Genomic DNA, 18,708 nt, shown 5'->3' on the forward strand with positions numbered 1-18,708 from the left:
AAGTGTGCTCGCGCCCTGGGTATAAACCTGCCACAAGGTATTTAGGTTCCTATGACCAGTTACCTGAGCAACTTCCTCAATCGTAAAGCCTTTCTCGAACAAACGGCTTGCACCTTCACGGCGTAGGTCATGATAGCGCAGGTTATCAATCCCAACCTTTTGACACACTTCAACGAAGCCTCGGCCAACCGAGCGTGGGTTATATGGAAATATCAACTCACCTTTACGCTCTTGCCTCATTACAATATCAAACGCTTCACCAAGTAGAGGAACGACCATGTGGTTGCCTTCTTTCTTACGTGGGTCTTTTCGGTCGCGTACGATCACTGTTTTAAGTTCTTCGTTTAAGTCCTCCCATCGAATACCACACACTTCGCTTACCCTCATACAGCTCAGGATACTGAAGTCTAAAAGTATAGAGTAGGGGATTTTGTTTTCTCTACGTTGCTCACGTTCTTCTAGTGCTTCTTTTAACAGGTCTATTTCATCGGTGGTAGGGCGCCTTGTTCGTTTCTCTGATTTACCGATGAGCTTCATTTCATACAGAATGGGTGTTGCTTCTAAGAATGTGTTCACGTTCGCGGCAACGTTGAACACAGGGTTAGCTCGTTTGAATACCGAACGTAAAAAATAGATGTCGGAATAAACGGTAGAGGGCTTGGTTCCCGTACTGCATCTATTTTGGCAATGCTCAATTAAGTCTTTAGTCGTTAGCTCATCGGAATAGATTTTTGCTATGTCACAATCACGGAGCATTTTTAATACGGTTTGTTTAGATCGGCCAGTATTGTCCCAGAGATTTTTGTTTTCAATGAACATGTCTAGCAGCTGGCCAATGGGTACAGAACGGTCTTGAGTTTCACCTTCGTCTATCTTTCGGACTTCATTTTTTGCCCAGGCAGTAGCGAGCGTTTTCTTCTTATGAGTTTTGGAAAAACGTTGAGCAATTTTGCTTCGATGTTTTACGGTAACTGTGGCTTTGTAGCGAGATTCACCGCTCGCTAGAGTTCGCTTTTCAATACTATAAGATGCCATGAACGTGTGCCTCTGAGGTGTACCAAAAGGGTGGTTTGAGGGGTACAAAAGGTGTACCAAGGTTCAGAGATTATAGCAGTTTATTGAAGTTCTTCTAGCTTGTGTTTGCATTAAGTGTTTGAAAATAATGGTGTATGTGGCTATTGCTAGGTAGGGCGGGGAGTGGCGTATTTTAGTGAAACTTATAGATTGTCGGTTTAAGAGCCATTGAGAGGGTGTCTTAGGTAGAAATAGTGAAGGGGAATATTACCTTAAATCTCTGAATAGCGGGTAAAAAAATAGCCAGCAGAGGCTGGCTATTTTTAGAAAGCTTTAAAATACTAGATTAAAGTACTTTGATGCTGTCAGCTTGTGGGCCTTTTTGACCTTGAGATACTACGAACTCAACTTTTTGGCCTTCAGCAAGAGTTTTGAAACCGTCGCCAGTGATAGCAGAGAAGTGTGCGAATACGTCTGGGCCGTTTTCTTGTTGAATGAAGCCGAAGCCTTTAGTTTCGTTGAACCATTTTACTGTACCAGTAACTGTGTTAGACATGATGATATCCTAAAATTAAATTTTTATTTTGAGCCAATTGTGGCACTGATAGCGTGGAAAAGTTTATTGCTATTGCGTACAACACAACGGGGTTACTAGTAATCCAACGAAATGTTTATATACAAAGAACTTTCTTTCTAGCCGGGAACGAGTCTAAATCAAATCAGGGGATAGTCAATCGAATACATAGGGAAAGGTTGCAGAAACTTGGGGGTAGTCAAACTTTGCATTCCTTAAATATCATGGAGTTACAGTTGTATGGTGATTTGTTGTAGTTTTTGTGAAAAAGGTGGTCGAAATTGATGACGAATTTGGAGTAAATGCACTGTTTTAGCGCATTCATTTTTGCAAATTTAAAGCCGCTAACTGGGCGTTGAGCCCACTTTTAACGGCTTATATTTATAAATGTCGTTGTAAGGTAAGTGCCTTTACTTGAACGAGGTCTCGGCTACTTTTTCAAGCGGTACAGGTTGCCATTATCAGTGCTGAAGAAGATGTCTCCGTTTGGTGAAGTTTCGATGTCTCTTACCCTTTCGCCCAAGTCCTCTAAAATGCGTTCTTCCTCGATTGCCTCACCTTGTTCATTGACTGTCACAATATTGATGTGAGTAAGTTTTAGTGCGCCAGCCAGCAGTTTGCCTTTCAGCTCTGGGTACTTATCGCCTTGGTAAACAATCAAGCTCCCCGGAGCGATTGAAGGAACATAGACTTTTTTTGGCGCTTCAATACCATCTTTGGTTTCCGATTCGCCAACGCTGATAGGGCCCCAATACTCTTTTCCGTGTGAGGTGACAGGCCACCCATAGTTGGCACCCGCTTTTATTAGGTTAATTTCATCACCACCGCGAGGGCCGTGTTCAATCGACCAAAGCTTTTGAGTCGGGAAATCGTAATACAGACCTTGTGGATTACGATGGCCAAAGCTCCAAATTTCATTGAGCACTTTGTTGTTATCCGTGAATGGGTTATCGCTTGGTGTGCTTCCATCGGCATTCAGTCGTAATATTGATCCGGCGTGAGTCATGGTGTCTTGGCCGTTGTCTCGATCACCACGGTCGCCGATTGAAAAATACAGGTGGCTATCATCAAAGGTGATACGGCTACCAAAGTGACGTCCGGTGTCCGTTCTAGATTTAGATACAAACACATCTGTCCAATTGGTGACTTCATTATTGCTGTAATTAGCAGAAGCCAGTGTCGTTACGCCTTCACTATCGACGTCTTTACTGTAAGTGACGTAGAACTTTCCGTTTTCAAAAGGGGAGAGTGCGATATCCAATAATCCACCTTGGCCTTTCGCCCATACATTGGGCAGCCTGAACAGTGTGTTTTGATCGCCTGTTTTTAAATCGACATGTTTAATGACGCCTGATTTTTCTGTGACTAACATGGACTTATCGTTGACATAAGCCAGCCCCCAAGGGATCACGAGTCCGTCGGTGATCTTCTCTGCCTGCCATGCAAAGGCTGACGTTATAGGACCAGAGGCAAGCAGCGCCAAAGCACATGAAAAAATACGGTGATGAGTGTTCATTGAAATCCCTTGATTATGAGCATCTAGTGTTAGTCTAGCGCTTGTGACCGATTGGCGGAAAGCCGAGGTTGCTGAAAAGTGACTATTCACATATTTAGTTGAACGCCTATTGTATGATTATACAAGCTCACGTATGTTTACTGTGCCTTTCTCTATTTGATCCCGTCGGAGCATTATGAACAACTCACCAGCAGCATTTTCGCTATTTTCTCAGTTTTTATGTTGTGAGTTAGATACGCACGATTTTTCTTCGAACGGACCTATTAAACGATGAGTCGTGGATTTGATTTTAAATCGATCTTACTTGCGTGTTTGGTCATCAGTATCGGCCAGCTCAGTATGGGCTTGGTGTTTCCTTCTTTGCCTTGGATCGCAAAAGATTTTGATGTCTCGCTAGAGCAAGCCCAGCTTTTGGTGAGTGTGTATTTATTAGGCTTTGGCCCTTCCCAGTTTATTTATGGCCCTATTTCCGATGCTTTGGGACGCAAGAAGGTACTGCTAAGCGGTTTGTTGATTGCCATGCTTGGGTTATTGATGATCATCTTCTTCAGCCATTCGTTTACTAGCATGGTGATGGGGCGATTCCTGCAAGGCTTAGGAACCGGTTGTTGCGCGGTACTTGCTCGTGCTTCTACGCGAGACAGATTCAGTGGGGCAGACTTGCCTTTGGCGATGTCTTACATTGCTATGGTTGCGTCTATAACACCTTTGATCGCGCCCGTTATCGGTGGATTCATTAACTTCCACTTCGGTTGGAGCATGGTGTTCATCTCACTACTTGGCTATGTCTCATTGGCTTGGGGTGTATTGGCGTTCAAGTTTAAAGAAACTGTCACTCAGGTTTCGGCGATCCCTTCACCGAATAAAATGGTTTCTCAATATAAAGAGCTACTCACTTCTCGTTATTTTATGAGCTTTGCGAGTATCGGTTGGCTTAACTTTAGCTTGATGATCACCACTGTGTCGGTGATGCCATTTATCATGCAAAACCAGATTGGTATGACGTCAGATGAATACGCGATGTGGGCGGTGATTCCAGCATTAGGCATGCTTGGCGGAACAGGCTTATGTAACCGTATTCGCCCTATGCTGGGTAACAAGAAAACTCTGTTATGCACACCTGTATTGCACGTTGCTGCGGCCTTGTGGCTGTTCTTCTGTCCACTCGAACCTTTGTATCTCATGCTTGGCCAGTTCTTGATGATCCTTGGTAATGGTATTGCGTTACCTTGTGCTCAGGCGTTAGTGATGTTGCCTTATAAGAAGAACGCTGGCGCGGCGGCTGCGATGTCTGGTGGCGGGCAGATGGTGGTGTCTTCAATGGTGAGTATGGGCCTGGTTCAGTTAGGGTTAGGGGAAGCGTGGCATTTATCGCTCGTTATCATGCTGTTCACATTGATTACCCTGTTTAACATTTTGCGTGGTTTCAGTAGCCAAGAAGCGAGAGAGTCTCAGCTCAGTTAGTTGCTTAGGTAATTAGCTAGCTGCCTGGCTAGTAGGAACGAGAAGGCCATTGAAATGATGAATTTCAATGGCCTTTTTAATGTTCAGCGCTTTGGTTTAAGTTACCAGAATATATGCTATTTTCTGACTGCTTAGGGCAAGTGGTAGTGTTCCGAGCGCAGCTTGCGGCAGGGACGTTAGTTTCCATTATTGCTGGCAGCTACTTTATCTTCTTGCTACTGAAATCTCGAAGAACATAGGTTTTGCTCATGACCGAAAGCCATTGCTAATCAAAGCTACTGGCAATCAAAGCCATTGGCGATAAAAGCTACGGATGAAAAGCAGTGAATGGAGCGATCCATCACTGCTTTTTTGTTGATGTCGTTTGTGTAAAGGGAAAGACGTTAAGCAACACAGGTCTCGCTTCTTAATGTGCAAGTTTGGCATATGTTAATAAAATGTATAACCTAAAGGTCTGACCACTGATAAGGTAGCCACCATGCCAAACCTCGATCGTATTACTTGTTCTATCGATAAAAACCAAATTGCGACGGTTGTGTTGAATCGACCCGATAAGCTCAATGCTATTGATATGGCAATGTTTCAAGGCGTGAATAACATGGTGACTCAGCTGAAAAAGAACACCGAGATTCGTGCCGTAATAGTAAAAGGTGAGGGTTCTGATTTTTGTTCAGGGCTTGATGTTAAGTCCCTATTAACCAGTAAATCTGGGGCGATGAAGCTCTTGTTTAAATGGCTACCGACATTGCCTAACGCTGCACAACGCTTTTCATTGGGTTGGCGAGATATTCCATGCCCTGTCATTTTTGCGATTCATGGTCGTTGTTGGGGAGGCGGCCTGCAATTGGTCAGTGGGGGTGATTTTAGAATTGCTAGCCCGGATGCGAACTTCTCTATATTGGAAGCAAAGTGGGGTCTGATTCCAGACATGGGAGGCGCTATCGCTTTTAGAGAGCTGATGCGTAAAGATCACACCCTTGAAATGGCGATGACGGCCAAAGTGATCGACTGTGAAACCGCTAAAGAATATGGGTTGGTGACCAAGATTGCCGAAGATCCTTACGCTGAAGCCTATGCGTTGGCACTTGAGTGTGCGAATCGGTCGCCAGATGTCGTCGCTGCTAACAAGAAGCTCTACAACAAGACTTGGTGGTCAAGCCCGGGCATGGCTGTATTCTGCGAAACTTGGTATCAGATAAAGGTTGGGTTAGGTAAGAACAGGGCGATTGCTGCTCAACGTGAAATTCATCGAGACAAACCACGCCCTTACGTCGCCAGAAAGTTTAAATAGCGCTTGTACAGGAATAATGGATATTCCCTTTGTTTATTGAGCTTTGCGGTAACCTTAGAGCAATTTAATGTCTAAGGCTAAATGAGCGCTCTGATGAACAAAACTTTTACTTACTCTCTAGCTGCCACTGCAATTTTTACGAGCTTAAATGCATTCGCAAGTGGCCTGTTTTTGCAAGAAGCTGTCGTTGCCAACGCTGGTACTACTGGCGCTGGTGATGGTGTTTACACTCGATCTGCAGCGGCGATGTGGACAAACCCTGCCACTATGTCTCACATGGGCGAAAGCAAAACGACCATCAACACCATGGCATTCGATCTTGAAATGAAGTATCAAGATAACGGTGGTAATCCAGATGGTAAAGCTCATTCCGTAATGCCGTCATTTGGTGCCTTCCACGCTCATCAAGTCACAGACAAATTACACCTTGGTATCGCGCTTGGCGCTGTTGGCGGCTCTAGCCTTGATTACGGCAGTGATTGGGCGGGTGCTGCACTTCTAGAAGATATCACTCTTACTGCAATGCAAGTGAACCCATCACTGAGTTATAAGCTGAATGACCAATGGTCAGTAGGCGCGGGTGTGCAATTCAGTTGGGCTGCATTCCAACAAACAACGTCAATGCTTACTGCGAAGCAAGATACTGACTGGGCATACGGCTATAACCTTGGCGTAATGTACACACCGACAGATAAACTTAAGCTGGGCGCAAGTTACCGTTCTAAGCTAGAGCATGAGTTTAACAATGATGTAAATGGCGTTATTAACCAAGGCGTATTGAATTCATTATCAACTGATATTGCTTTACCTGAAATCATCGATGTCAGTGCGAGCTATGCTTTGAACTCTCAACTTGACCTGCTTGCTAGTATTCAGTTCCACCGTTGGAGTGAATGGGATACAACCGTTCTTGATTTTGGAATAGCAGGAAGTCCAATTAATGGTGTTCCGATTGAGCGTGACTGGGATGACGTTTGGAAATTTGCGGTAGGTGCGGATTATCAATTGAATTCAGACTGGCGTTTGAAAGCTGGCTTCTCTTACGAAACTTCTCCGCAAGACGATCCGTCAATGCAATGGGTTGACCTTCCTGTGGGTGAACAGTACCGCTACTCAGTTGGCGCATCTACCTACTGGGACGACATCTTAATTGATGTGTTCTATGAATACGCTGATTTGGGTTCAGTTAAGATGGATCGATATGGTCGATTTGGTCAAGTTAATCTGTTGAATGGTTCATTCGATGGCCGTATCCACTTTGTTGGTGTTAGCGCGACCTTCTAATGACATTACGTAATCTACTAATCATTACTTTAGTGTCTTTATTTTCAACGGGTGCTTTTGCTGAAGAGAAGCACCCTGATGATCCGACTAAAATTGTAACCAAAGCTGGCGTTGCTTATAACGAAGATCTGCAGTTCTCTGGGTCTATTGGGCTTGATGAAGCGCGAATGATCAACGCTCGTGTTAATGCTGACGGTGAAGAGTGGCGAGTAGGCGGTTCATGGTTGTTGCCTATGGGGATCGTCAATTTCAACTTTAGCCGCTCTGAATACGACAACGATGCTTATAAGAACAACTACAGTATTGGTACGTTTATACCACTGAGTTATTTCGACATTGAGCCGTTCGGTTGGCAAATCTTCCCTATGGCTGGCTACAGTTATAATGATGGCGAAGTGGCGGTTTTCGATGATGATAACGTTGGCTCTGATTATGTATTGATGCCGAGTTCAACACACGGTGGCTACATTGGTGCGTTTGGTTTAAAAACGATTACGGATGAATGGTCTATCATGGGCTTCGGTGGCGGTTCAATGGGGTCTGATGATTATTCAGGGTATTGGGCAGGCGTCGGTGCTAGCTACAAGTTGAGTGACGCTCAATCATTCAACTTCTTCACTATTTTTGCTGAGGACGATTTCGGTGAAAATAACAGTGTTGGCGCGTCTTACACCTATGAGTTCAAATAACTGTTAGCAGGCAGAAATTCGCAGGTGGACACCTCTCGTAAGAACCATTGACTTAGTCCAGATTAAATTGAACAAAGTCGCTTATTAAAACTTAGCGACTTTCTTTTGTTACCATTTCTCCAATCTTTTTTATCTCTTTTTGATGCTTTCTATATCTTTCTCACATGAGAGTGCCGCTCTCTTAATCTAGATTAAGTTTTCGTTGCCTTATTCTCTGTAGTATCCGCCTGAATCAGTGCCCATGCTTAATGGGTAACTTGCGTAACACGATTTTGAGAGGAAGACACTTGAGCACTTTGTTTACAGAAACCCACATTGGCAAGATGACACTAAAGAATCGCTTCATGAGAAGTGCAACGTGGGAAAATATGGCCACCGAAGATGGGCATATGACAGATAAACTGTACGCTATCTATGAAGAGTTGGCTCAAGGTGAAGTCGGCCTGATCGTGACGGGCTACGCGAACATTGTTGAAGAAGAAAAGCCGAATGCAGGCATGATGGGTATGTATAACGACTCATTCATTGAAGAGTATCAAAAGCTGACTCAACTGGTGCACGACAACGACTCTAAAATCGTGATGCAATTAGCTTATGGTGGCACCAAAACCACGCATGATCTTGGCGAACGAGTGATCTACGCACCAAGTGAGGTTCCAGAAAAAGGCACTCAAACACTAGGTAAAGCGATGACCACAGACGAGATCGACTACATTGTTGATGCGTTTGCTCAAGCGTCTTTGAGAGCACAAAAGTCAGGCTTTGATGGCGTTGAAATTCATGCCGCTCACACTTACCTGATTAATCAGTTCTTAAGCCCTTATTACAACCAACGTGAAGATGAATACGGCGGTAGCTTAGAAAACCGCATGAGATTTTTGTTAGAGATCTATACCGCGACACGTAAGCTGGTGGGTGATGATTTCCCTATCTTGGTTAAGCTCACGGCATCCGAGTTTTTTGAAGGTGGCGTCACCTTTGAGGAAACACGTATTGTCTGTAAAAAGCTTGAACAAGTGGGTGTGGATGGCATTGTCGTGTCAGGCAATATTCATGGCAAAGCAGACACTATGATTGGCGAGTCGCACGATGGTTTTACCATTCAAGCTGAAGGCTACTTCCATGAGTATGGTCACGCGATTAGCCAAGACGTTAATATCCCAGTGATCACGGTTGGTGGTCTAACGGATTTTGATGCTATCGAAGCGATTGCAAACAACACGGGCATTGAGTACTTCGCGCTTTCAAGACCGCTGCTTTCTGAACCCCATTTAGTGAAGCGTTGGAAGGAAGGGGATAGAAGCCCTGTTGAATGCGAACGATGCTCTAAGTGTCGTACTAAGCGCGGTAACTTCTGCGTGGTGAATAAAGACAGAAAAGTACAGCTTGCACGCATGTAGTCGCTGAGCCCAGCTCCAAGCGAGCTCCGAAGTTTATAGCTGAGTCTAAGTTTGAGCCTGTGTAATCGCGCAGGCTCTTGTTCATTCCGTATTCCACGAAACGAAATTTGAAACCTTATTAATCACATCTTCCTGTCAAATTGGCGCGACTAAACAGTTACACTACGCCTGTAAATTATCCAACCAAGTTATCGATAAAAACTGAGCAAACTTTGAAACTACTTCCTCTTCTTAAGCAACCTCGAATCCACTGACGTCTCTTTAGTTTTAGCGATATTGCTATGATTTAAGCGTGATACTCACTATTCATCCCAGTGAACCCTGTGTTTATAGGGCGTTAGTTTGTGCACCTTGGATTTGCATCGTCGAACATTTTGATAGTTAACGAATAAAACTTAATAGATCATTCAGAGGTAAAAATGCAAAAGAAGCATTGGTCCAAATTCGAGTTGCTGCATGAAGTCGTAACCAACCCCAATATTCACGTAAAAGGTCAACACAGTTATTACAGCGATTGCTGGGATAATGGGTTCGAGCAATCTGTCGTCCGTTATTTACATGGCGACGAAGTCAGCCGCCAGTGGGAGCCTCGATGGGAAATCGACGAACTCCATATCGGCGATTATGTCTGCATTGGCGCAGAGGTTGTGATTTTAATGGGTGGCAACCATACCCACAGAGTTGATTGGTTTTCGCTGTATCCATTTATGGATGTAATCGACGATGCCTACATTGGCAAAGGTGACACTCACATTGAAGATGGGGTGTGGTTAGGCATGAGAGCGATGGTGATGCCCGGTGTGACGATTGGCGAAGGCGCTGTGGTTGCAGCGAATAGTGTGGTGACTAAAGACGTCGCTCCATACAGCATTGTCGGTGGTTCTCCAGCTAAAGTCGTTAAACACCGCTTTGATGAGTCCGTTATTGACGAACTCATGTCATTCAAAATATACGAGTGGCCCTCAGATAAATTTGAAGCGCTGAAACCGTATTTATGTAACTCAGACTTTTCAAAGTTAAAGCAGGCGATAACGGATTACGACAATTGTTTGTAAGGAGCACTTGTAACGAGCGTTTGTAAGGAGCGTTTGTAAGGAGCGTTTTTAAGGTACGGGTATAGCCACAGATTTGTGTAGAAAGATCTGTGTCATATTTATATTGAAAAACACGTTAAATCAGTCCGTTACCTTGCAATACTCAACATGGTGTACCAATCTTATTTCATAAGCATGGATAAGGATTGTGTATGCCCGCAAGTTCAATGAAAAACAAAGGGGTGGTGGGGAAAGTCTTACTGCCTTCTTTACTCATAAATCTTCTCTCTCTCGCCGTTCCGTTAACGGTTTTGCAAATTTACGATCGTATTTTACCTAACCAAAGTTACGGTACTGCCACTTTGTTGTTGGCGGGTGCAGCGTTGGCTGTTGCCATGGAAGCATTGATCCGGTTTGTGCGTACTTGGCTTTTGTCAGCCGCGGCCCGCAATACCGAGAAAGCGACCTATCAAACTTTGGTTGAAAGAGTAACAACGGCTTCATCAGGCCATCTCCGCCACATTGGTGTTGGCGGCGTGGAAGAGGGGCTTGGTTCTGTATCCAAAGTCAAAGATTGGTATTCCGGTGGTGTGATTGCAGGCTTTATTGATTTGCCTTTTGCCTTGATCTTCTTGGGCTTGGTGGCTTACATCGGCGGTGAGCTGGTGGCGATACCTTTGGCAGTTTGGCTGATTACTCTCGGAATCGTTTGGTTATCTTCTATTCGCGTTAAAAGCTTAAGTGAAGAAGCTTCCCAAGATGAGCAGGAGCGAAAAGCGTTCTTGATTTTACTGAGCCAAACCATTCAAGGAATCAAACGTCAGGCTGTTGAGTCTCGAATCTTCAATCAGTTTAAATCCCTCAATAACGTTCGCTCTCAGTCTAAAGCGAGAGAAGAAGAACAGAACGCCTTTGCCCAAGAATGTATTCAGCTTGCCGCATTAGCCACGTCAGTTTTACTCGTAATTACGGGGAGCTTGTGGGTGTTGGATGGTCAGTTAACTACTGGTGGCTTGGCGGCATGTTCTATCTTATCTGGCAGAGCGGTTGCGCCTTTGAGTGCTCTGGTTGGGGTTAGAATCAAGCTTAATTCAATACACAGTGCCAATCAGGCAATAGAAAAATTGAGTGACTTATCATTATCGGAATCTTCAGATTCTGAGCAAGTTGAGAACCACTTATCTGACTTTGAGACGTTGGAAATCAAGCAAGCGACCGTTGAAAGATATGGTGAACTCTCTCATGCAGATGTCACACTGAATAAAGGTGAGTTGGTTTTGTTAGAGAGTGAAGATCGCCACACCAACAGTCATTTATTGTCGTCGATTGCAGGTATTGATGATCTAAAAGCGGGTGAGTGCTTCATTAACGGAGCTGCAGTTTCAATCGCATCCGTAACCAATATTGCTGCCTACTGTGGCGTTAAAGGGCAGTTGGTGTCGGGTACTATTCTCGACAACTTGTGCGGGTTTGACCCTGAGAAAACGCAAAGCGCCAGTGACTATGCAAAGCGTTTGGGTTTAACCAAAGAGATTACTCGATTACCCGATGGACTAGAGACACAAATTGGCCATACGAGTGCTTCTTTGTTGAGTATGGGTAACGTGAAAATGCTCAATATCGCGGCTCAATTGGCAAGTGATAAACCCATAATCATGTTGGAAAGGCCGGATTCTTCACTTGATTTAGACGCCCTTGGGAATCTAGCTAAGGTGTTGGAAGAAGAAGTGACGGCAGGACGCACGATACTGATGGTGAGCTACCATTCGAAGCTTCGCGAATTTGCTAATCGAATCATTACAGTGGAAAGTCGAGCTATTACGGTCGACAGCGAGAGCAATCAGGAGGCCGTCGTATGAATCGTTTAGATATTGGTAACCCTTCAGGTACGAACAACCGTGCAGATACCAGCGGTCGACAAGAGGTGATGAATCATTTAGAAACCGAGAGCCTTTCCGTTCTTAAGCAGTTGGAAGTTAATGCTAATATCCAGTTGTTCGCACATCAATGGGTCGATGAAAATGGCATTGAATCAATCGACGATATGTTTGCCTTGTTCGACAGGCTTGCACTGCCTTATCGCTTGGTTGCCAACCTAGATGAAGTTGGTGAACATAAATTGGTCTTACTGGTACTTGGTGAACATGAGCTGGTCTCTGGTCATTTGGAATCCAAGCAATTTGTTGCCTTTAATGCCAATAACGACATCACCGATGTCCCTCAGTTTTGTATTGTTATCGAAGGGCCACCATTAGAGAAGGCCTCTCCTGATTGGGTTGGTGAAAGGTTACATGCGTTTCGCCCCATCATTCCTAAATTGTTATTGGTCAGCTTTATCACTAACTTATTTGCGCTTGCTGTTCCCTTCATCACGATGTCGATTTATGACCATGTGATTGGTGGTGATGCAGGGCATGAGTTGCAAGGTATCGCCATTGGCGCGGCGTTGTTGTTTGTGATGATGGGTTGGTTGAGAACATTACGTAGCCGAGTGTTTGCTTCAGTTTCCAACCGAGTAAGTCGTGAGATTTCTCAATCCCTCGTGCAGCGTCTGCTTCGTAATAGCTATGCTCAAAATCAGCAAACAGCTTCTTCTAGTCAGCAAAACCAAGTGATGTTGTCAGAGCGTATTTCAGGTGTGCTATCGGGGCCATTAGGAAATGCGTTATTTGACCTACCATTCATTCTAATTTTTGTACTAGCGATAGGAGTTTTAGGCGGATGGTTGGTACTGGTTCCAGTCGTCTCTTTAATCCTTTATTACTTGCTAGCAAAACGCTCGATACGCTCTAGCAGCAAGCGCTCGATGCAATCGACAGTCGCAGGTACGAATCGTCAAAACATGACTAATGAGCTGTCATCCAAGCTTGCCTTTATTCGCAGTGCTGGATTCTCAGAGCACTGGATTCAACGTTTCAAAAAAGCCAATCTTCTTGCTTCAACAGTGACCTTTAATCAATCGGTTCTCCAGAGTCGGTACACCTCGATTTACTATTTCATTGGTGTGGGCTCGACACTCGCCGTGATGGGGTTAGGCATAGGACTGATTTTTGAACAAGTGATGACGCCCGGTGGTTTGATTGCTTCAATGATGTTGATATCTAAGGTGACGGGTCCTGCTCAGGTGTTGGCAAACAGCGCGATGCGTTTTAATAGCTTTAATCAATCCAAGCTGCAAGTGAACCGTATTTTGTCTCAGCCGTCTGAGCGTGAATTCAGTTACCAGCATCACCCGTTACCCGTGGTAGCGCCTAACTTGAAATTAGACCAAGTGACGCTGCGCTATCCCAAACAGAGTCGCCCCGCTTTGAATGGTGTGAGTTTTGATATTGAAGCCGGTGAAGTTGTCGCGATTACCGGCCCTTCTGGGAGCGGTAAATCAACATTAATTGAAGTGCTGTCTGGCTTGCAGCCTATCCAAAATGGCATGGTCGAGCTTGAAGGCGTTAACCTCGTTCAATACGACCCGCAGCTTTATCGCCACTGGTGTTTCATTCGAGCCGCATATCCTGATTTGCTTACGCTGAGTATTCGAGAGTGGCTAAACGACGGTCACAAAGTCGAAGATCAGAAAATGATCTCTGCAATTGAAATGGTCGGCGGAAAGCGTTGGTTCGAGACATTATCAGGTGGGCTCGATACTTCCATCAGCAGTATTCAGCCGGACAGCCTTTTTGACATGTTGTCTGGCAGCGTCGCGCAGATCCTAATTGATGCAAAAGCGCTGGTTTATGACTACCCAATGTTCTTAATGGATAATCCTGTGCCTGATGCTCACCCAAATGCTAAACGTATATTTGGTGAGTTTGTGCAGTCGAAAAAAGGAAAAGCAACGGTGATTTACACGTCCCACGATCCGGATTTAATCAAGCTTGCCGATAAAGTGGTGGTATTAAATGAAGGTGCAGTGGTTTATGCCGGTCCATTAGAGCCGGAGCAGTCTTCGAAGCAGGAACAGCCTTCAGAGCCTCAAGCTTCTCAAGAACCGCAGTTATCTGAGCAACCGTTATCTCAAGAGCTACAGCCGTCAACTCAAGAGGCGTCTGCTCAACAAAATGCAGCCCAACAAGAACAATCAGAGTCTAAGCAAGGAGTCGCTAATGACTAAACAATCTATCGAGAAGGGCAAGCGCTACGGTGAGCTTGTTGAATCACAAAATACGGCTCGTACATTGGCGCTGGCCACATGGTCGGTTGCCTTATGTGTTATTGCTTTTGCCACTTGGTCTGTAGTCACTCAAGTTGATGAAATCGCCAAAGCCAAAGGTGCTGTGATTCCGGAAGGCGAGAAGCAAGTATTACAAAGTGCGATTGGCGGTAAGTTAAAGCAAATTCTTGTTAAAGAAGGCCAGTTGGTAGAGAAAGGCCAGCCGCTTGTTGAGTTTGATGCCACTTTCCAGCGTACCGCGCTTGAAGAGCTAAAGTCCCAACAAGTGACGCTTCTAGCCAGTGTGGAACGTATGAATGCGTTGCTTGAGCAACGTGAGCCTAACCTTGCTGAGTTTGAGGTCGATTACCCAGAGATCGTCAGCCAGCAAAAAGCGCAGCTGAACGCGCAAAAAGCCCTCTACTTCCAAAAGCGTGTGGTGCTTGAGAAAGAGAGCGAGCAAATTGCAGAGCAGCTTCGTAGCGTAGAAAAGGCCTTGCCGAGTTATGAGAAAGAGTTAAATGCGACTAAGCAAGAGTTGAACATACTGGAGAAGGGTTATAAAGCGGGTAACATTTCACGTTTACGTGTGCTTGAAATGCGACAAAAATTGGCCAGTATCGAACAGAAAATCGAAGAAGCTCGTGGTAAGAAGTCGGTATTGATTAGACAAGCTGACAGTAATGACCAAAAAATCATACAGCTTCTGGCGGAAGCGAAAGCTAAAGTGAGCGATGATCGTTCTAAAGCCGTATCTGACTTATCAGCATTGAATGCTAGAGTTCGTTCAAGCCAAGCTAAATTGACGAACACTATGTTAGTGTCACCGCTACAAGGCTTGGTGCAAAGCATACCAAGCACGCAGGATGGTGGTGTTATTCAGCCGGGTGGCACGGTAGTTGAAATTGTGCCTGTCGGAGGGAACGCTGACTTCAAAGCACGTTTGTCCCCAAGAGATATTGGTTTTGTGAGTGTTGGGCAGCCCACTCGAGTCAAGATTGATGCGTTTGATTACAGCCGCTTTGGGGCTTTAAAAGGGGCGGTAGAGAGTATTTCACCGACCACAAGTCAAAGCGAACGTGGCGAGATCTATTATGAAGTTGTAGTGTCGGTTGATACGCCTTACTTCCGTGATAACCCTGAAAGCTTTTCCATACTGCCGGGTATGACGGGTGAAGTAGACATCACAACTGGCGAGAAGTCGGTGTTCCAATACTTATGGAAACCGATTTATACCAATGTTAGCGTGGCGTTTGGAGAGAGGTAAAGTCCTCCACTCTGGCTTGCATAAAAAAGGAGCACATGCCGTGCTCCTTTTTTTATCTAACCGAAGGGGTGATGTTCTAGTTATTTGGGTCTATGTCAGGCAGTCCGTCAACGTCATTATGATGGTGTAAAGAATCATCAATAGATGGGTTATCTGTATGGTGAGACAGCCCATCACTCATACCATCGTCAGTTTGCTCAGCCCCATAAGCACTCTCGGCATCACTGAAAATGATATCGATATCATGCGCTACTGGTACATTGTGTGACGGTGAATCTATAGACGGCGAGTCAGCATTAATACCCAGAGCGTCTAGGTAAGCATGGGCACCAGAACGCTGTTCGTGTTCGCCTATCGCTGTATGTTCTAGGTTTGCCGTCACCTCATCAAAATTAAGAGTAACTTCATCAGGGGTGCTGAAAGAGGCATCCGGTTCATCCGCTTGGCTCATGCCGGGTGCTGGAGGAGGTGATGGAGCGATTGGCGATAAATCCATGCCAGTTAGTGTGGTTTGGTCAATGTGATGTCCGCTGTTTCCATGGACGGATTGCGAGTGCAAATGTAGGTGCACCGCGACTTGTGAGTTTTGATCGCCTCCTAGGGTTAAAACAAACGAGTCGGTTTCGTCTGTACCACTACCGTAAGAGCCTCCTGTATGTGTCTTAACGACGCCTGATGAAGTTTGTTGGTAATCGTAACTCAACTCTCCGGTTGCAGGATTGACATGCAAAGTACCAAATTGACCGTGTAATGCAGTGAGAGAGTGTCCGTGGTGATCTGATATTCCCCAGCCTGTCATTGGCGTAGGCGTTCCTTGGTGAATAATTGGAGGAATTCCGATTGAGGCATGCAGGTCCTGATTGCCTGCACTGCCGGTAATTTTTGCAGGGGCAACTAGGGTTGGCATTGGTGGAACATCGCTGTGTCCATCAATGCGCATTTCAACTTCTTGAGTTGTAATGCCCCCGTGTCCATCATCGACTAATAGAGAAAACTTATCGGTCAATTGTTCACCATTATTTAAAGCATTAACATGGCTATTGCTGTTATTAAGTGTGTAGACCCAAGTTTGTGTATTGCTATTATAGGTAACAGAACCATACTGTGGCTGATGTTGGCTATCAATACTGACAGAATGTTGATCGCTATGATCAACATCGCTGATAATAATTTGCCCAGAGGTCGCATTTGCAGCATCTTCATCAATGTTATGTGCACCTGCGATAACTTCAGAAACTGTTGGTTTATCATTAGTGCCATGGACATAGAGGGTAATAACCTGCTTATCACCGCCAGCAGTCGTTACTTCATATTGAACCTGCTCGACTTGCCCTGCCGCTAAGTGTTGAATATTGGCATTGGGAACCGAATAAGCCCAATCACCGGCTTTTCCAATGGTCAGGTGACCGCCATAGGGATCACTGATCGCATGGGCATTACGAGTGTCGTAAAAATGATCTTCACCGGCATCAGGATCGATAACATTCAACACGCCAGTGACAAATATCGTATGTTGGGCATCACCTTGTACGTGGCGATCTTCTGTTATTTGACCGCTTTTATCTCCGGCGAAGATCGCAGCATCGCCAACTGCCGAGAGTGTTGTTGATGCACCGGTGTGGGTCACACCACCGTGGGCATCTTTGACGTCATAGCTAAAATGGACATCGCCGTTATAGTCTTTTTCTGGCGTAAAGGTAAAGGTGCCATCGCCATTAATTAATATCGAACCATGGTCGGCGTGTAGGTTCTCAATGGATAATTTGCCAATATCGTTATCATCGATATCAGTTGTGTTAGCAAGTAGCAGTGCTGGGGTGAGGACAATTTTGCTATCTTCTAAGCCATTCGCTAAACGCACTTCAGCCGAGGCAATTGGCGCATCATTGGTGCCATGAACGGTCACTGTGATATCTTTTTTAGCACTGCCATCAATAGATTCAACGGTAAAGGTTTGCTGGAAGCTTTCCCCTGCGCCTAAATGTTGGACTTTATCATTGTCAATATCGTATGACCAATGGCCCTTTGCGTTGATATTGAACCGACCACCTTCGGCGGTGGTGATGGTTTGTGCAATAAAACCGGCTTGGTCGTGATCGGGGTCAATCACGTGTAACGTGCCGCCACTGCTGAGCTGATTAGTGGTATTGCCAAAGGAAGTGTGATCTTCGTAAACATGATTATTGAGGCTGGAGTAGGGCGTTACTTCAATTTTTGCTTGGTTATCTTCACCGGTCACCTTCACCATAATGGTGAGCTTTTGACCATCATTGGTTTCGATTTCGTAGGGGAGCTCCATCGACTCGCCAGCATGTAGGCTACCAATGAGATCGTCCGCATGACGATTGGTAACAGCTTCTAATCTGAATTGATAAGTGCCATTAGGCCAAACATCAAGGTGACCAGGCTCAACCCCTTGGCCTAAATACTTCCCGCTAAAAACAAACTGAGTGTTATCACCACTATCAGGGTCAATTAGCTGAAGCTGGCCTCTATAGAATTTAAATTCACTATCCAGCGCTTGTGTTTCAGTGAGCTGAATGACATTAGAAACCAGTGTGGCTTTATCATCTGTCCCGGCAATCGTAAGCGTGGCGGTTTGTTGCGTACTTCCACCATGGCCATCTTCTACTTGATAAGTGATAGCGATTTGTTGCGACTGACCATTGGCCAAATGGTTAAATGCGGGATCAGTGGCATCAACAATTAATGTATGACCATCAGTATCTAAGGTGATACCTGCGGGGATTTTCCCTGCCTGAAGTTGACCATCGATGGCATATTCAAGGTGACTGATGGTTAAAGCGTCGCCGTCTTTGTCTGTGGCACCTACTAGCAGATTGAGGGTGTGATGATTATCGACCCCCTCACTGACACTGTCGGTTAAAGGTGTCACATCAGGGTTGTCGTTAACCGCAGCTAAGTTGGTGGTTGCGCCGGTGTGGGTCACACCACCGTGTGCATCCTTAACGTCATAGCTGAAGTGTACATCGCCGTTATAGTCTTTCTCTGGGGTAAACGTAAACGT

Annotated in this window: 13 protein-coding genes; 9 read left to right on the plus strand and 4 right to left on the minus strand. The window is 45.2% G+C overall.

Annotation, left to right across the window (positions count from 1 at the left end; all coding sequences use genetic code 11):
• The 3 genes from AB4384_RS09090 to AB4384_RS09100 all read right to left on the minus strand — a co-directional run.
• Window positions 1-1,035 (minus strand): tyrosine-type recombinase/integrase (locus tag AB4384_RS09090; RefSeq protein ID WP_372129357.1); only part of this gene is annotated, 1,035 nt, incomplete at its 3' end.
• Between the two features lie 325 nt (window positions 1,036-1,360).
• Entirely contained in the window at window positions 1,361-1,570 is a 210-nt protein-coding gene (locus AB4384_RS09095) for a cold-shock protein (RefSeq protein ID WP_010430417.1), read from the minus strand.
• Window positions 1,571-2,018: 448 nt separating this feature from the next.
• Window positions 2,019-3,104 carry a PQQ-dependent sugar dehydrogenase gene (locus AB4384_RS09100; protein WP_017068236.1) on the minus strand — a complete coding sequence of 362 codons (1,086 nt, stop codon included), beginning with the start codon at window positions 3,102-3,104 and terminating at the stop codon, window positions 2,019-2,021.
• A 270-nt stretch (window positions 3,105-3,374) separates the two neighbouring features.
• Between AB4384_RS09100 and AB4384_RS09105 the strand changes: the two genes are divergently transcribed.
• The 9 genes from AB4384_RS09105 to AB4384_RS09145 all read left to right on the plus strand — a co-directional run bounded on the left by AB4384_RS09105 (window position 3,375) and on the right by AB4384_RS09145 (window position 15,680).
• A complete protein-coding gene (locus AB4384_RS09105) occupies window positions 3,375-4,568 on the plus strand; it encodes a multidrug effflux MFS transporter (protein ID WP_017061729.1) in 1,194 nt (397 codons plus the stop codon).
• Window positions 4,569-5,046: 478 nt separating this feature from the next.
• Window positions 5,047-5,859, plus strand: a complete 813-nt coding sequence (locus AB4384_RS09110) for a crotonase/enoyl-CoA hydratase family protein (protein WP_017061730.1) — start codon at window positions 5,047-5,049, stop codon at window positions 5,857-5,859.
• A 93-nt stretch (window positions 5,860-5,952) separates the two neighbouring features.
• Window positions 5,953-7,143, plus strand: a complete 1,191-nt coding sequence (locus tag AB4384_RS09115) for an OmpP1/FadL family transporter (RefSeq protein ID WP_372129358.1) — start codon at window positions 5,953-5,955, stop codon at window positions 7,141-7,143.
• Complete coding sequence (locus AB4384_RS09120; RefSeq protein ID WP_017061732.1) at window positions 7,143-7,832, plus strand: hypothetical protein; 690 nt, start codon at window positions 7,143-7,145, stop codon at window positions 7,830-7,832. The genes AB4384_RS09115 and AB4384_RS09120 overlap by 1 nt, the downstream gene beginning before the upstream one ends.
• A 287-nt stretch (window positions 7,833-8,119) precedes the next feature.
• Complete coding sequence (locus AB4384_RS09125; RefSeq protein WP_136982818.1) at window positions 8,120-9,232, plus strand: NADH:flavin oxidoreductase; 1,113 nt, start codon at window positions 8,120-8,122, stop codon at window positions 9,230-9,232.
• 419 nt (window positions 9,233-9,651) lie between these two features.
• On the plus strand, window positions 9,652-10,287 hold the full coding sequence (locus AB4384_RS09130; RefSeq protein ID WP_136982819.1) for a CatB-related O-acetyltransferase: 636 nt from the start codon (window positions 9,652-9,654) through the stop codon (window positions 10,285-10,287).
• A gap of 191 nt (window positions 10,288-10,478) precedes the next feature.
• Complete coding sequence (locus tag AB4384_RS09135; protein WP_372129359.1) at window positions 10,479-12,125, plus strand: ABC transporter transmembrane domain-containing protein; 1,647 nt, start codon at window positions 10,479-10,481, stop codon at window positions 12,123-12,125.
• Window positions 12,122-14,374 carry an ABC transporter transmembrane domain-containing protein gene (locus AB4384_RS09140; protein ID WP_017064446.1) on the plus strand — a complete coding sequence of 751 codons (2,253 nt, stop codon included), beginning with the start codon at window positions 12,122-12,124 and terminating at the stop codon, window positions 14,372-14,374. The genes AB4384_RS09135 and AB4384_RS09140 overlap by 4 nt, the downstream gene beginning before the upstream one ends.
• Window positions 14,367-15,680, plus strand: coding sequence for an HlyD family type I secretion periplasmic adaptor subunit (locus tag AB4384_RS09145; RefSeq protein WP_017061737.1), 1,314 nt, complete (start codon window positions 14,367-14,369; stop codon window positions 15,678-15,680). Before AB4384_RS09140 ends, AB4384_RS09145 begins: the two co-directional genes overlap by 8 nt.
• 76 nt (window positions 15,681-15,756) lie before the next feature.
• On the opposite strand, the gene AB4384_RS09150 is transcribed toward AB4384_RS09145, so the two are convergent.
• A partial coding sequence (locus AB4384_RS09150) for a VCBS domain-containing protein (RefSeq protein ID WP_372129360.1) occupies window positions 15,757-18,708 on the minus strand: 2,952 nt, incomplete at its 5' end.

Source organism: Vibrio sp. 10N.261.51.A4, assembly GCF_041471945.1.
GTDB classification, from domain to species: domain Bacteria; phylum Pseudomonadota; class Gammaproteobacteria; order Enterobacterales; family Vibrionaceae; genus Vibrio; species Vibrio crassostreae_C.

What these genes read in the sequence shown, in the direction of transcription:
- AB4384_RS09100 (WP_017068236.1), bottom strand. Translation starts at nt 3,104, where the DNA reads ATGAACACTCATCACCGTATTTTTTCATGTGCTTTGGCGCTGCTTGCC.
- AB4384_RS09135 (WP_372129359.1), top strand. Translation starts at nt 10,479, where the DNA reads ATGCCCGCAAGTTCAATGAAAAACAAAGGGGTGGTGGGGAAAGTCTTA.
- AB4384_RS09110 (WP_017061730.1), top strand. Translation starts at nt 5,047, where the DNA reads ATGCCAAACCTCGATCGTATTACTTGTTCTATCGATAAAAACCAAATT.
- AB4384_RS09095 (WP_010430417.1), bottom strand. Translation starts at nt 1,570, where the DNA reads ATGTCTAACACAGTTACTGGTACAGTAAAATGGTTCAACGAAACTAAA.
- AB4384_RS09145 (WP_017061737.1), top strand. Translation starts at nt 14,367, where the DNA reads ATGACTAAACAATCTATCGAGAAGGGCAAGCGCTACGGTGAGCTTGTT.
- AB4384_RS09140 (WP_017064446.1), top strand. Translation starts at nt 12,122, where the DNA reads ATGAATCGTTTAGATATTGGTAACCCTTCAGGTACGAACAACCGTGCA.
- AB4384_RS09115 (WP_372129358.1), top strand. Translation starts at nt 5,953, where the DNA reads ATGAACAAAACTTTTACTTACTCTCTAGCTGCCACTGCAATTTTTACG.
- AB4384_RS09130 (WP_136982819.1), top strand. Translation starts at nt 9,652, where the DNA reads ATGCAAAAGAAGCATTGGTCCAAATTCGAGTTGCTGCATGAAGTCGTA.
- AB4384_RS09120 (WP_017061732.1), top strand. Translation starts at nt 7,143, where the DNA reads ATGACATTACGTAATCTACTAATCATTACTTTAGTGTCTTTATTTTCA.
- AB4384_RS09105 (WP_017061729.1), top strand. Translation starts at nt 3,375, where the DNA reads ATGAGTCGTGGATTTGATTTTAAATCGATCTTACTTGCGTGTTTGGTC.